The organism is Larsenimonas rhizosphaerae (assembly GCF_023700005.1).
Taxonomy (GTDB): domain Bacteria; phylum Pseudomonadota; class Gammaproteobacteria; order Pseudomonadales; family Halomonadaceae; genus Larsenimonas; species Larsenimonas rhizosphaerae.
Genome location: NZ_JAMLJK010000005.1, coordinates 1 through 14,249 on the forward strand (window position 1 = coordinate 1; position 14,249 = coordinate 14,249).

Genomic DNA, 14,249 nt, shown 5'->3' on the forward strand with positions numbered 1-14,249 from the left:
CCTGTCAATGTTTTTCTTTTCGATCAATCCTGAAAATCAAAACCAAATCAGTAGGTTGCGCTACTTCAGCTGCCTGGCCGTTTGCGACGTCCCCGGCAGCGGATGCGTACTTTACGCTCGCACCGCCTTGAACACAACCCCTTCGATGAAAATTAATTACCCGAAAAGCAGGACCCCCGCTGTGAGTGGCTCACAGCGGGGGTCGGGCCCTACATATCGCCGTAAAAAGATTCAGATACTGTCTCTACGCCGAGAAATAGGCTCCATCTTCTGCTCGGCACGCTCAAGCGTCATGGCATAACGCTCAGCCACCAACTGCCGGGAAGCGGTAATGTGACGACGCATCAGGGTTTCGGCGAGCTCTTCATCACCTGCGGCAATCGCATCCACAATGCGGTGGTGCTCGACAAAGGCGCGCTGCGGCCTTGTTCCGGTAGCGCTGTACTGCGTGCGATAAAGACGAACCAGGTAATAAAGGTCATCACATAATGTTGTCATCAACATTCGGTTGTGACTGCCTCTGACAATATGGAAATGAAAGTCCAGATCCCCTTCTCGCTGCATGTAGGCTTCATCAGGCGGAAGGTCCTGCTGGCGTTCGTGTGTATCCAAAAGGCGGCGCAAGGCTTCAAGCTCTTCCTGCGTCATATGCCGCGCAGCAAGGCGTGCTGCCATGCTTTCAAGTGCTTCACGAATATCAAATAATTCCAGCAGCTCACGCATCGATAACTTGACGACACGTGCCCCTACATGCGGTACGCGCTCGATCAATCGATGCGTTTCCAGGCGACGCATCGCCTCACGCAGTGGCCCACGAGAAATACCATAGCTTTTGGCAAGCCCGGGCTCGGTAATACGACTGCCTGCAGGCAGATGACCACGCACGATGTCGTCCTGCAGTTTCTGGAAAACGCGTTCAGCGATCGTACGAACTTCAGTAGCGGACGAAGTAGTCATGGAAGCGTGAGTTCAACCTGCTTGAGTAACAACATGGCTCTAAAGTGACAAGCCTTCATGGAGACACCATAGCATCAAGGATTGTCGGCTGATATACGCCGCTCAATCAGCCCGGCCAGAAACCGTGGCTTCTGAAACGGCAGAGAGTGATCGGTATCAGGTAACTCATGAAAGGACCATCCAGTTCGAGTCTCAGCCAGATGATGGTGATAATCCTTCATGCTTTGAGGACTATTCCCCCCCACCACACTGATGACATCGTGCTGGCAGGACAGCAGCGTCTCCCGGCAGGTTGTTGAGATGGCGGCCGTCACACAGTCAAGCGCATGTGCAAAGCCTTCATGGCGGCGTGCAAGGCGGCGCACGGCAACCTCTTCCACACGCGAATCACGTGTTCGATGGGGTGAAATCAAATCAAGAAAATGCCCTACCCCTTCTACTGGCGACTCGCCTTCCCGGATAATCCGTGCCGCGGCGCTGTATTCATCACGAACCCTGATGGTCAAAGCCCGGTCCATCCGCTCAAGCAACGCTGGCTCGAGCAGGGTCATGTGATGTATTCGCTCACCTAGACGCGCTTTCAAAAGCATGGCCGCCAGCCCACCAAAGGAGTAACCCGCTATATCCATATCTGCTATCTGCTGCTGATCAAGCAGCTCGCTGATATCATCAATCACATCCGCCATAGAGAAGGGAACATCACGCCCCCCGGGATGCACTGTACGCCCTGCCCCGCGAAGATCGGGAATCAGCACGTCCCGGTAGCGGGAAAGATGAGGCAGCAGGCCACCCCAGCAGACAGCACCCGAGAGCCCGGCCCCATGAAGCAGCAACAGCGGCCGTGTCAGGTCACCTTCCGCTCTCACCAAGCGCTGCCAGTAAACGCATTGGTCTACGCGCGCCATCCTGCCATGTAATTGCTGCCAGCCTTTTGCCATACGGAGCGCTCTTCCAGTCCATGTTCGATACGCCAGGATGGTACCATCCAGCACTCGTTTCAAGCCCAGTGCGCCCGTTCAAAACGAAGACTGCCATGACACGCCAGATATTGACTACGCTGCCCTACGCAGAAACACCGCTTGATTACTTTGCAACCATCAAGGAATGCCCTGGTGCAATATTGCTCGATTCGGGAAGGCCCAAGGCTACCTCGGGGCGCTTTGACATTCTATCAAGCGACCCACGCTGCATCCTGACAGTAGACGATAGCGGCATTCACTGGAGCGGTGACGTTCCGGACGCGCTGCTGCAGGAAACAGATCCTCTGGTAGCCCAACAGGCCCTGCTGAAGCAGTTCGATATCACTACGCCGATAACCGACCTGCCCTTTACGGCGGGCCTGCTTGGCTTCTGGAGCTACGACGCCTCTCGCCTCGTCCAGCAGTCTCCTCGTCAGCAGACTCTCCCCGCCACTCCGCCCTGGGTTCGTGTGGGCTTCTATGACTGGGCACTTGTACTGGATCATGATCTGAAAAGCGCCACACTTGTCTGCAGTACAGAAGAAACCCCGGCGCGCGTTGCACAACTGACCAGAACAACGCCCCCACCTTCAGGCCCCTTTTATTGCCGAACCCCCTTTCAGGCACAGTGGCACCGAGAGCAATACGGGGAAGCCTTTCGACGCGTACAGGACTACCTTCGCGCCGGCGATTGCTACCAGATCAATCTGACCCAGCGGTTCAGCGCCCACGTGGAAGGAGACAGCTGGCGCGCCTACTGCCAACTTCGACATGCCACGCCCACTCCCTTTGCAGGCTATACAACATGGGAAAATGGCGCGCTGCTGTCCCTGTCCCCGGAGCGTTTTCTACAGTGCCATCACGGAGAGTTGATGGCACAGCCCATCAAGGGTACCCGCCCTCGCGGTGAGAGCCCCACCGATGATACGGCTCAGGCCAGCGCACTCATGGAAAGCCTCAAGGACCGGGCCGAGAATGTCATGATCGTGGACCTGCTTCGAAATGATCTAGGCCGGGTATGCACACCCGGTAGCGTGATGGTGCCTGAACTGATGGCACTACACTCGTTCCCGAATGTTCATCATCTTGTAAGCACCGTCACTGGCACCCTGGCCCCTGAACACACTCCACTGGACGCTCTGATGGCCGCCTTTCCCGGCGGCTCGATCACCGGCGCGCCAAAGCATCGGGCCGTCGAAATCATTGATGAACTCGAACCCGTGGCACGAACGCTCTACTGCGGATCGCTGGGTTATGTCGATGTACGGGGATCGATGGATACCTCCATCATGATTCGAACAGCCGTGATTGATGGCCAGCAGATGCACTTGTGGGGCGGCGGTGGCATTGTGGCGGACTCCGATGAACAGGAGGAGTTTGATGAATCGATCGCCAAGATCCGTCACTTGATGGCAGCCGTGGAAACATGTGCCATGGATGGAAAGCAATAAGCTTTGAACAGATCGATATTGGGAGAGGCCACACTGACTTTGATAGGCTCTATGCCATCAATGGGCGCTGCACGTGGCGGCGGGCAATCACTACCGTGAGGAAAACATGGATATAGACACTATCAACGAACGCTACGGCCAGGACGCTCAGGCGCTGGTCAAATGGGCCCTCGAACAAGGTGGCACCCCCATCGTGACCACCAATTTTCGCCCGTTCGAAGCCGTCATTCTGCACATGGTGGCGCAGGTCAAGCCAGATATCCCGGTAGTCTGGATGGATTCCGGCTACAACACCCCGGCGACCTATCAGTTTGCCGATGAAGTAACCACGGCTCTGAACCTGAACCGCGTTGTTTTTCAGCCTCGCCGCACCCGAGCGCACAGAGAAGCCATCGATGGCACTGTACCGGCGCTGGACGACCCGGCTCATGAAGCGTTCACTCATGAAGTAAAGCTGGAACCGTTCGAGCGCGCACTGCGTGAGATGGCACCCACCGTCTGGTTTACCGCTCTGCGGGCTTCAGATACCCAGCACCGAGCCAGCATGCAGCCGGTAAGCATCAACAGCGATGGCCTGATAAAGGTTGCCCCCCTGCTACACTGGTCATCAAAGGATCTCTACGAATACCTTGTGGCGCACGACCTGCCCAACAACTTTGATTATTTCGACCCGACCAAGGGCGAGGAGACAAGGGAGTGTGGCCTGCACCTCTCACATTGATATCCTGATCATGAGACACGAAAAAGCCCGGCTGCCAAGCCGGGCTTTTTCGTGAAGCTCAGACACGCTACCTGACGGGCAGTACCACTTGGTCAAACAGTGAAGCCTCGTGTCTCGGGCCGGCTTCCAGGGCGGCATCCACGCAGTCGCGGTCCAGATGACCGGCAAAGCGCTGAAGAAAGTCGTACATGTATCCACGCATGAACGTTCCACGTCGAATGCCAATGCGTGTAATCGAGCTTTCAAACAGATGCCCTGCATCAATCGGCACCAGATCGTGATCAGCAACCGGATCAACCGCCATGTGCGCCACGATTCCAACCCCCAAACCAAGGCGAACATACGTCTTGATCACATCAGCATCCGAAGCCGTCAGCACCACATTGGGCGACAGCCCCTTGCGCTTGAAGGCCTCGTCGAGTTGCGAGCGCCCGGTAAATCCAAAGGTATACGTGACAAGTGGATGTTCCGCCAGGGCATCAAGCGTCAGCGGCTGGCCAGCCAGCGGATGATCTCGTGGCACCAGCACACACCGGTTCCAGCGATAACACGGCAGCAGAATCAGATCGGAGAAATGCTCCAGCGCTTCGGTACAGATGGCAAAGTCAGCCTGCCCGTCAGACACCATCTGCGAAATCTGCCTGGGTGTGCCCTGCTGGATGTGCAGTGCCACATCCGGATAATGCTGACGAAATTCCTGAATGATCGAAGGCAGGGCATACCGCGCCTGCGTATGCGTTGTCGCCAGCGAAAGATGACCACGCTGCTCATCGCTGTGCTCCTGTGCCACCTGCTTGATATTGCCTACGGTGCACAACACCTGCCCGGCCAGATCAATGATGGCACGGCCGGCCGGAGTCACACGGGTCAGGTGCTTCCCACTACGTGCAAATATCTCGACGCCCAGCTCATCCTCAAGCAGGCGTATCTGCTTCGAAATACCTGGTTGCGATGTAAAAAGACTCTGCGCCGTGGCAGATACATTGAGGTTATGGCGGGAGACTTCCCATATATAGCGCAGCTGTTGGAGTTTCACGTAGCCCCCGGGCCCTGCGTAAAAGGATTTTTTTAATGCTATCAGGGAATAAAATAATGAACAATCATTCCTTTAAGGAATAAACGAGGCAGAGTAGGATACTCGGCTCGTATTGAATCCATGCCTGTTCCGGAGCCCGTTCCATGGATGTAATGGACCTGTTGATGTATATACTCGCCGGCGCTGGCGTTGGCTTTGCCGTGGGGTTGTCCGGAATTGGCGGCGGGTCATTGATGACACCGTTACTGCTGCTGTTCGGTTTTCCACCCAATGTGGCTGTTGGCACGGACCTCCTTTATGCTGCCCTGACAAAGTGCAGCGGCGCCTTCAGCCACCAGAAGCAGGGACATATTGACTGGAAGGTCGTAAAACGGCTGGCCATTTCAAGTCTGCCATCGGCCGTTCTGACGGTATGGATGCTGGATTACTTTTTCGACGGCAGCCACGCCTACGGCGACCTGATTACCAGCATGCTGGGCATCATGCTGATCGTGACGGCCGGTATCCTGATCTTCAAGACGCCCCTGCAACGCTTTGCCTCACGCCAGGATGGCTGGATACAACGTCACATTCCGGGACTGACGATTGCCTCGGGACTGATCCTTGGCGTTTGCGTAACCCTGTCCTCGGTAGGAGCCGGGGTATTCGGAACGGCCATCCTGATGCTGCTTTATCCGGGGTTTCGCTCCGGCCGCATCGTGGGCACGGACATTGCTCACGCGGTACCGCTGACCCTGATTGCCGGTACGGGACACCTCTTTCTGGGGAACGTGGACTTTGCACTGCTGGGCGCCCTGCTCATAGGGTCCATCCCGGCCATTCATCTCGGGGCACGTATGACACGCTTTCTTCCGGAAATGCTACTGCGCACCCTGTTGACCGGATTACTGCTGCTGCTGGGCATTCGTTACGCCTTTTTCTGAGCAGTAACCCTTGGGTTTTTGTTTAAAGCGCCCATTTACTACCTCCACAAGGGGATGTCATTTGCCACATTATCAGGCAACCGCTACCATCCCATGCAATACTGCGACGCAGTTGACTGATCTGGAGAATCTTATGAGTAATAATGTGGATGTAACTTCCGCCAACTTCGAGCAGGAAGTACTGAAATCCGACAAGCCTGTCATGCTGAAATTCTGGGCGCCGTGGTGCGGCCCCTGCAAGATGATGGCACCGGTCGTTGAAGAAGTCGCCGAAGAGAAATCCGACAGCGTCAAGGTGGTCAGCATCAATGTTGATGACGCACCCGATATTGCTGCAGAACAGGGTGTTCGCGGCGTACCGACGGTTGTCATGTTCAAGGAAGGCAATAAGGTTGCCTCTCTTGTAGGTGCTCAGTCCAAGCCGCAGCTGGTACAGTTCATCGAACAGAACGTGTAAGCCAGACGGTCGTTATAAAAAAACCCACCTTCCGGTGGGTTTTTTCATGGGCGCCCTATTCTGTCTGCGCTTCTCGTATTTTTTTTCGGCGCCGTCGCGTTGGCCCGATCATGACAGACAGCCACCGGGTATCCGGATGACTATCAAGGGCAATCTTGAGCGACATGGTCAGCGGTACTGACAGGAACATGCCTACCGGCCCCAGTATCCACCCCCAGACGACCAGAGACAGAAAGGCGACCAGCGTAGACATGCCCAGTGTCTGGCCCATCACTCGTGGCTCGACAAAGTTGCCCAGAATAAAGTTGATGCAGGCATAAGCTCCTCCCAGCATCGCCGCCTTGATAACCCCGCCTTCAGGCATCACCAGCGTCAGCAGTACCGCTGGAATCGCCGCCAGAATCGAGCCAATGTTGGGGATGTAGTTCAGCAGAAACGCCATGACTCCCCAAAGGAAAGCAAACTGAACCCCCAGTAACACACAAGCCAGTGAGACCAGCAGGCCGGTGACCAGGCTGATTACCGTCTTCACAACCAGATACCGCTGAAGTGTCAGTGAAAATTGCGTAAATCGCCGCATGCTTGCTTCAGGCTGGTCAAGTGCCAGCTCAAGCTTTTTGGGAAAATCGAGGGTTTCATAAAGCACAAAGACAATCAGCAGAAAAACGATCAATGTCTGTGAAAGCGCGCTGCCTACCCCACCCAGCAGCATGGGCATCAACCCGGTAATCTTGTCCGGATCAAAGAAGTTTTCAGCCGAATGTCTGCTGACCGGAAGTCCCACACCTGCAAGCCAGTCAAGCGTTGAACCATAATAGGACTTGAGCTTGACCTCCATGTCCGGCAACTGATCAATAAAGGCATTGAGGTGGGAGGCAATCAAGGTACCAAAGGCCGCCATCAGGATAGCCAGACAGGCCAGAACCAAACACACGGAAGGCGTTACCGGTAGCCCCTTGCCATGCAGCCAGCTGACAGGGCGAGAGCACAAAACGGCAATGAATACCGATAGCAGGACGGGAACAACAAGGTCAGCCCCCACCTTCAGGCCGGTGATGATGATCACCAGCGAGGCCAGTGTCACTACCAGGTGATAGGGATAGTGGCGTTCGGAGTGTTCTCTGTCTTCCATGACAAGGTCCTTGAAAGTATAAAAAGCAGGCGAAGGGTATCAGATGCCCAGGCTGCGCAAGGCGCCAACGAGCCGACAGGCCTTGTCATCGAAAAAAAAGTGGAGGGACGGCACCGCTTGCCGATTACTCAGCGAGAATAGCCTGCATCGAATCGTTGCAGTTCAAGAAGATCCACCAGAGGCTGAAACTCGTCGCGGTTACGGTCATTCATGTCCATTAACGTGCGGTGAGCATCAAGTATACGCTCACGAAGCCCCTCTTCGTCCACCTTCACAACCGGCAGATCATACAGCGGGCCAACATTGGGAGGCGGTGCCTCACTGAGCGTAACGTACTGCCCGAACCCCATGACCTCGAACATGCGAAGCACATCAGGATGGCTGGCAATGACCACCGGCTGACGGTTCAGGCGCGCCTTTATGGCAAGCGCGATCTTGGCCAGAAACCCGAGCGATGTCGAATCAAGATTAACGACATCGCGCAGATCGATAATCACATCCTCAAGATCCGTCAATCCCGCAAGCGCCGACACCTGCTGATCCAGAGTAGCGCACAGGGTCAGCCGAACGTCACCGGCCAGCTTGAGGATAAAGACATGATCTACATAGGCGGCTTGAATGCGTGCCTCAGTCATCGTGAAAACCACTCAGCATCATGATCGTCAAATCGTCAGGAAGAGCATCCCCGAGCACCAGTGACCCCTTGAGGTCGGCAATGGTCGCGGACTGTGCCACTCGCTGACGCAGCATTTCAACCTTTTCATCAAGAGTATCGGCATGAAGACAATCAAATACACCATCAGAGCATAACCAGAGACTGAACTCGCCTGCCAACTGGCGCTTGAAAACCGGGAAGTTGACACCGGGGAACAAACCGATGGGCGGCCCTTCTCCCTCCAGTACGCTGACCGATGCCTCTTCCTTTAGAAAGGGCATGGGCATCTGGGCACCAAGCGCGTAATACAGGGCATGATCTCGCCGGTCAATCATACCGACCAGCACGGAAGCATGCTTGCCAACCCCGGTCTCAAGGAGGTTGAAGTTCAGACTATCAAGCATCGCAGGCAGCAGGGCTTCAGGACGCTCACCATCCCAGGCAGCGATCGAACGCTGAATGAGCGACTTGATCAATACGGTCACAAACGCTGACGAGGCACCATGCCCAGAAACATCGATAAAGCTGAACAGACTGTAATGCTCACCCAGACGCCGATAATCAAGGAAGTCGCCGGACAGGTACAGTGACGGCGCCAGCCAGTAGCTGGCTGACACGCTATTGAGCTGCGCAGGCGACAACGGCAACAGTTTACGCTGGATCTGGCCGCCGGCGTACAGGTCTTCACGCAACAGGGTCAGGTGAGTCTGAAGCTGCTCGTTCAGTGTCTCAAGCCGGTCCCGATCGCGAACGCTGGCACGGCGAAGCTCGAGGTTATCCAGCGCACGCTGCACCAGACGCAGAAAAAGCGTCTGATTGGCCATGGGGTCAATCAGATAATCCTCCACGCCTGCATCAATGGCGGTCACCACATCGACGTGATCGTAATACCGCTCACTGACGGCAAGCGTTGGATAAAGCTGTGCAACTTCATCCCACTGACGCCCCTCCAGTGCCGTGACATGCACCACGATCAGGGACAGTCGTCGACTCAGGCCTGCCACATCATCCAGCGGAAGGGGCTCGAATCCCTCACGTATCAGCAACTCCACGAGCTGGTTACGCAAGGGGCCTGGACGGTCCACAACGCCGATCAACGGGCGGGATGCCATCATGAGTGTCCGGTACCGATGAACATGCGCAGCAACACTGAATTATTGAGAGAAATCATCATCACTGATATCCATGTTCCCGGAAGCAAACGGGTCTTCCGTCGCCTTGCCGTCATTGATGAGGAACTGACGGCGTTGCAGGTAGGCATCACGAATGAAGCTGTAGCGATCACCCTGCATCAGTTTTTCCTGCTCGAGGAGTGCCGCCCTGCCATTGACGACATCCACGGCTCGCAGGGAATAACGCACCTTGTCTTCCTCGACATGAGTCACAGGATCAAGATACCAGTTGACCGGGAAGCCGGCCGAATCACGCACCGTACTGGGCCCCAGAAATGGCCATACAATGTAGGGCCCCTGACCGACGCCCCAGGTGGCGAGCGTCTGACCGAAATCCTCGGGCTGCTGGTTCAGCCCCATTCGTGCGGCAGGATCCAGTATGCCGCCCAGTCCCAGCGTGGTATTCAACAGAAAACGTGATCCGGCCACGCCGGCATCGGTCAGCTTCCACTGCAGGACACTGTTGAACAGATTGCCCAGCTCGCCAAGGTTGGAAAAGAAGTTGCCCACACCATCACGCACCGGCTCGGGGGTCACATACTTGTACCCCTGAGCGACAGGCTTGAGCGCATACCGGTCGAGCGTGTCATTGAAGGAGAACACGGCCCGGTTGTAGCCCTCCCAGGGGTCAGCCGGGTTCGACTGACCACCGGTACCGGCACATCCGGTCATGACGGCACCGGCCATGACAACGGCAATAACTGCGTTACTGGATCCCATAATTATTCCTTCCACGTTGGTCCCGAGCAGGACCTGTCCCTTGTTCCCTGCGAAAATGCCAGGCGACACCCTCGAGGGCGACTACCTTACACCGCTCACCCGTCTGCTGCAGCATCGAGCTTGCACGATTTATCCTGCCTGACCTTCGGTAATCTCCTTCCAGCGCCGTTCAAGACGCTTCGCGGAGACCGGCTCAAGAGTGCCAAGCTGTTGCGCAAACAGCGAAACGCGCAATTCCTCGATCCACCAACCAAAGTCTACTAGCTCTGTATCCGGTACGCCCTGCTGGAGTGCGCGAGACTGGCGATTGGCCAGGCGCTGTTCAAACGCATTGATCTCGTCCATCGCCAGCTGATCACGACGCAGTTCACGCGGCGCTTTCTCGAGGCGAATCAAGGTCGCCTCCATATACCGAGGATAGTGTCGGAGCCATTCGCCTGAGTCGGTTATAAACCCACGGTAGACCAGTCGCGACATTTGCGCCTTGATATCGGCATACGTACGCGCCAGTTGAAGATTGACCTGGCCCTTTAGCTGCTTGCTGACCTGCAGGTGTCCCTTGAGCGCCGGCTCGAGCTCACGAAGCAGTGTTTCCGCGACAGGCACCACCTCACTACGGCCTGCCTCGATTCGCTCCCGCATGGCCTCGGCATCACGAGGCAGCGGATCGTATGCAAAAGCCTTGAGGAAGCTGGCATCGACCACATCGTTGATCAAATCCCGCCGTGAGCCGACATTGGCAAACAGCAACACACACCGCTCAAGTCCGGTCAGCGATTTTGACAGGTAACGCACCTGCTCCGGCAAGGCCAGCATGGCCGCACGCTTTATGCCATGACGATGATGATAATCGGCCTTGGCCGGATGATCGTAAAGACTGACGCCCAGACTCGCCTGCTCATCCACCAGCGCCGGATAAGCCTCCACGCGGATACCAGCCTGGTCCCGCACAAATGAAGCAGGCAGCGATTGCAGAGGGAAGGCATCGAGGCCGGTCTGTTCAAGATTATCACTGGCCAGTGCCCGGGTACTGAGCCGCGCCTGCTCGCTGAAACGACTTTCCAGCTCATCCGCGTCACGTCCCTCGCCCAGAAAGGAGCCATCGTGGGCTACTACCCGGATATTCATGATCAGGTGCGGTGGAAGCTGATCAGGCTGCCAGACATCCAGTGGCAGACGTACCCCGGTCTTTTGGCGCATGAATTCAGCCAGAGCGGCTGAAAGTGGCACATCCGCCGGCACCAGCGCTTCAAGCGCTGCATCTACCCAGTCGGGAATCGGTACAACCTGACGACGGTACTGCTTGGGGAGGGACTTCATCAGCGCGATCGCGCGATCCCGCAACAACCCAGGCACCAGCCACTCAAGCTGGGCTCGCGGCAACTGGGACAGCATGCTGGCCGGTACGGTAATGCTGACACCATCATCCACGGCACCAGGTTCGAAATGATAACTCAGCGGGTAACGTACGCCGCCCAGATTCAGCTCGTCCGGATAGCGCTGTTCGGTCACTTCCTCGGCGTTGCGCGCCAGCAGGTAGGCCTTGTCCAGCATCAGAACCTGCGGGTCCTGCTGTTCGGCGTGGCGGCGCCACTTCTCGAAACTCTTGCCGTCCACGACCTCCTCTGGCAGGCGGGCTTCGTAGAACTCGGCCAGTGTATCTTCGTCAACGAGAATATCGCGCTTGCGCGCTCGGTCCTCAAGGGCCTCCACTTCATCAATCAGGGCTCGATTGTGTTCGAAGAAAAGACCCCGCGTCTGATACTGCCCTTCCACCAGTGCATGGCGAATGAAAATGGCGCGGCACTCTTCCGGAGCGATGGGGCCGTAATTGATACGACGACGACTGACCACCGGCAGGCCAAACAGTGTGACCTGCTCCAGAGCAATCACCTGCGCCCGCTTCATTTCCCAGTGCGGGTCGCTGTAGCTTCGCTTGACCAGATGACCGGCCATGGGCTCAACCCATTCCGGCTTGATTGCGGCCACTTCACGTGCATAAAGGCGCGACGTTTCCATCAGTTCGCCAGCCATTACCCATTTCGGCGTCCGTTTGCCCAAACCGGAGCCTGGATGAATCACAAAACGCCGGTTGCGAGTTCCCTGGTACTCCCGCTGTTCATGCTTGAGACCAATATTGGACAGAAGGCCTGCCAATAGCGCCCGGTGCAGCTGCTCCCCCTCGGCAGGCGTCGCATCAAGCTCAAGCCCCATCTCACCGATCAGCTGACGCAGCTGTCGGAACGTATCGTGCCACTCGCGCAGCCGGATGTAATTCAGGTAGTTATCACGACACCATCGGCGCAATCCGCTGCCCGACCGCTCGGAACGCGCCTCGTCAAATCCCTTCCACAGATTGAGCCAGGCAACAAAGTCCGAGTCCGGGTCCTGCCACTGGCGGTGCTTTTGATCTGCCGCCTCACGCTTGTCAGCCGGGCGCTCCCGCGGGTCCTGCACGCTCAGGGCACTGACCACAATCAATGTTTCACGCACGCTACCCAGCGGGCCGGCCGCCACGATCATCGCAGCCAGACGCGGATCGATCGGCAGCCTGGCCAGTTGACGTCCCTGATCGGTCAATCGGTGACGTTCATCGACAGCCCCCAGCTCGAACAGCAGGCGAAAGCCATCGCTGATGAATCGCTGGCCGGGTGGATCCACAAACGGAAACTCGGCAATGTCTCCAAGTTTCAGGGCCAGCATCGACAGGATGACCGAGGCCAGGTTGGTTCGCTGGATTTCAGGCTCGGTAAATGCCGGCCGCGATAGAAAGTCCTCTTCACTGTAAAGACGTATGCATACACCATCGGCGATTCGGCCGCAGCGTCCCTTGCGCTGGTTGGCACTGGCCTGACTGACCGGCTCCACCGGCAGCCGCTGCACCTTGGCCCGGTAACTGTAGCGACTGATACGCACCAGCCCCGGATCAATGACATATCGGATGCCGGGTACGGTCAGTGACGTTTCGGCCACGTTGGTCGATAGCACAATGCGGCGGCCGGTATGCGAGGAAAAAACCCGGTTCTGCTCGCTGTTGGACAGCCGCGCATACAGCGGCAGGACTTCAGTATCACGCAGTCCGGCCCGCCTCAGCGTATCTGCGGTTTCCCGAATCTCTCGCTCCCCCGGCAGGAAGATCAGTATATCCCGGGGGCCGGTATACCAGTGGTTTGCCCGCTCGATGGTATCGATTTCTTCCACCGCCCGAACAATGCCCTGCTGAAGTGTCAGGTCATCCTCCCCCTCTTCATCACGTACCAGTGGCCTATACAGCGTCTCGACCGGGTAGGTTCGACCGGAGACTTCTACCACGGGAGCATCGTTGAAATGGCTGGAAAACCTTTCTACATCGATGGTCGCGGAGGTAATGATGACTTTCAGGTCCGGCCGGCGCGCGGTCAGACGCTTTAAATACCCCAGCAGGAAATCAATATTGAGGCTGCGTTCATGAGCTTCATCAATGATGATGGCCTCGTAACGGGACAACCAGGGGTCATGCCGGGTTTCTGCCAGCAGTATCCCATCGGTCATCAACTTGACCAGCGTGGTATCGGTGGTCGTATCCGTAAAGCGCACCTGATAGCCGACAGCACCGCCCAGCGGCACCTGAAGCTCTTCAGCCAGACGCGTCGCGACCGAGCGGGCTGCCAGCCGACGCGGCTGGGTATGACCGATCAGACCTCGCTGCCCAAGCCCGAGCTCAAGACACATCTTGGGCAGCTGCGTGGTCTTGCCGGAACCGGTTTCACCGGCAATCACCACCACCTGATGGTCGGCAATCGCCTGCCGAATGGTGTCCCGCTTTTCTGCCACCGGGAGCTCCGGCGGATAGTCGAGGACAAGGGGCTGTGCCTGACGACGCGCACGTTGCGAGGCGGACGCGTCTATCCGGCGCTCGATATCGTCAAGCGCCTGATCAATCGGCTTGCCTTCGGCCAGCCGGCGCTTGAGCCTATCGAGCCGACGCGCGAGGGCGCCGGCATCACTGCGCATGCAGTCATCGAGTTGACGAAGCAGAGCCTTCCGGCGTGCGGAGGCATCCTGTACAGGTGTAGTCAAAGGAGGT

General features: G+C 57.0%; 12 protein-coding genes. 4 read left to right on the top strand and 8 right to left on the bottom strand.

Annotation, left to right across the window (positions count from 1 at the left end):
* Positions 1 to 231 precede the first annotated feature (231 nt).
* Positions 232 to 957 carry a GntR family transcriptional regulator gene (locus NAT21_RS14055; protein WP_250939386.1) on the bottom strand — a complete coding sequence of 242 codons (726 nt, stop codon included), beginning with the start codon at positions 955 to 957 and terminating at the stop codon, positions 232 to 234.
* A gap of 74 nt (positions 958 to 1,031) precedes the next feature.
* Positions 1,032 to 1,895 carry an alpha/beta fold hydrolase gene (locus NAT21_RS14060; RefSeq protein WP_250939387.1) on the bottom strand — a complete coding sequence of 288 codons (864 nt, stop codon included), beginning with the start codon at positions 1,893 to 1,895 and terminating at the stop codon, positions 1,032 to 1,034.
* Between the two features lie 95 nt (positions 1,896 to 1,990).
* Here NAT21_RS14060 and pabB point away from each other — a divergent pair, with 95 nt between their 5' ends.
* Together pabB and NAT21_RS14070 are read left to right on the top strand one after the other, a co-directional pair.
* Positions 1,991 to 3,367 carry an aminodeoxychorismate synthase component I gene (pabB, locus tag NAT21_RS14065; RefSeq protein WP_250939388.1) on the top strand — a complete coding sequence of 459 codons (1,377 nt, stop codon included), beginning with the start codon at positions 1,991 to 1,993 and terminating at the stop codon, positions 3,365 to 3,367.
* 106 nt (positions 3,368 to 3,473) lie between these two features.
* Positions 3,474 to 4,088 carry a phosphoadenosine phosphosulfate reductase domain-containing protein gene (locus NAT21_RS14070; protein WP_250939390.1) on the top strand — a complete coding sequence of 205 codons (615 nt, stop codon included), beginning with the start codon at positions 3,474 to 3,476 and terminating at the stop codon, positions 4,086 to 4,088.
* Positions 4,089 to 4,155: 67 nt separating this feature from the next.
* Here the strand turns inward: NAT21_RS14070 and cysB are convergent, their stop codons facing one another.
* The gene (gene cysB / locus NAT21_RS14075) at positions 4,156 to 5,124 is read right to left on the bottom strand and encodes an HTH-type transcriptional regulator CysB (RefSeq protein ID WP_250939392.1); all 969 of its coding nucleotides are present in this window, start codon (positions 5,122 to 5,124) and stop codon (positions 4,156 to 4,158) included.
* A 143-nt stretch (positions 5,125 to 5,267) separates the two neighbouring features.
* Between cysB and NAT21_RS14080 the strand changes: the two genes are divergently transcribed.
* Both NAT21_RS14080 and trxA read left to right on the top strand, forming a co-directional pair.
* Positions 5,268 to 6,047 carry a sulfite exporter TauE/SafE family protein gene (locus tag NAT21_RS14080; protein WP_322974122.1) on the top strand — a complete coding sequence of 260 codons (780 nt, stop codon included), beginning with the start codon at positions 5,268 to 5,270 and terminating at the stop codon, positions 6,045 to 6,047.
* Between the two features lie 133 nt (positions 6,048 to 6,180).
* Positions 6,181 to 6,504, top strand: coding sequence for a thioredoxin (gene trxA, locus NAT21_RS14085; protein WP_250939395.1), 324 nt, complete (start codon positions 6,181 to 6,183; stop codon positions 6,502 to 6,504).
* A 55-nt stretch (positions 6,505 to 6,559) separates the two neighbouring features.
* Here the strand turns inward: trxA and NAT21_RS14090 are convergent, their stop codons facing one another.
* From NAT21_RS14090 to hrpA, 5 genes are all read right to left on the bottom strand, one after another.
* Positions 6,560 to 7,636 carry an AI-2E family transporter gene (locus NAT21_RS14090; protein WP_250939397.1) on the bottom strand — a complete coding sequence of 359 codons (1,077 nt, stop codon included), beginning with the start codon at positions 7,634 to 7,636 and terminating at the stop codon, positions 6,560 to 6,562.
* A gap of 128 nt (positions 7,637 to 7,764) precedes the next feature.
* Positions 7,765 to 8,271 carry an STAS domain-containing protein gene (locus NAT21_RS14095; RefSeq protein ID WP_250939399.1) on the bottom strand — a complete coding sequence of 169 codons (507 nt, stop codon included), beginning with the start codon at positions 8,269 to 8,271 and terminating at the stop codon, positions 7,765 to 7,767.
* Positions 8,264 to 9,406, bottom strand: a complete 1,143-nt coding sequence (locus tag NAT21_RS14100; RefSeq protein ID WP_250939401.1) for a PP2C family protein-serine/threonine phosphatase — start codon at positions 9,404 to 9,406, stop codon at positions 8,264 to 8,266. The genes NAT21_RS14095 and NAT21_RS14100 overlap by 8 nt, the downstream gene beginning before the upstream one ends.
* Positions 9,407 to 9,445: 39 nt before the next feature.
* A complete protein-coding gene (locus tag NAT21_RS14105; protein WP_250939403.1) occupies positions 9,446 to 10,183 on the bottom strand; it encodes an MlaA family lipoprotein in 738 nt (245 codons plus the stop codon).
* Positions 10,184 to 10,312: 129 nt separating this feature from the next.
* Positions 10,313 to 14,176, bottom strand: a complete 3,864-nt coding sequence (hrpA, locus tag NAT21_RS14110; protein ID WP_250939591.1) for an ATP-dependent RNA helicase HrpA — start codon at positions 14,174 to 14,176, stop codon at positions 10,313 to 10,315.
* Positions 14,177 to 14,249 lie beyond the last annotated feature (73 nt).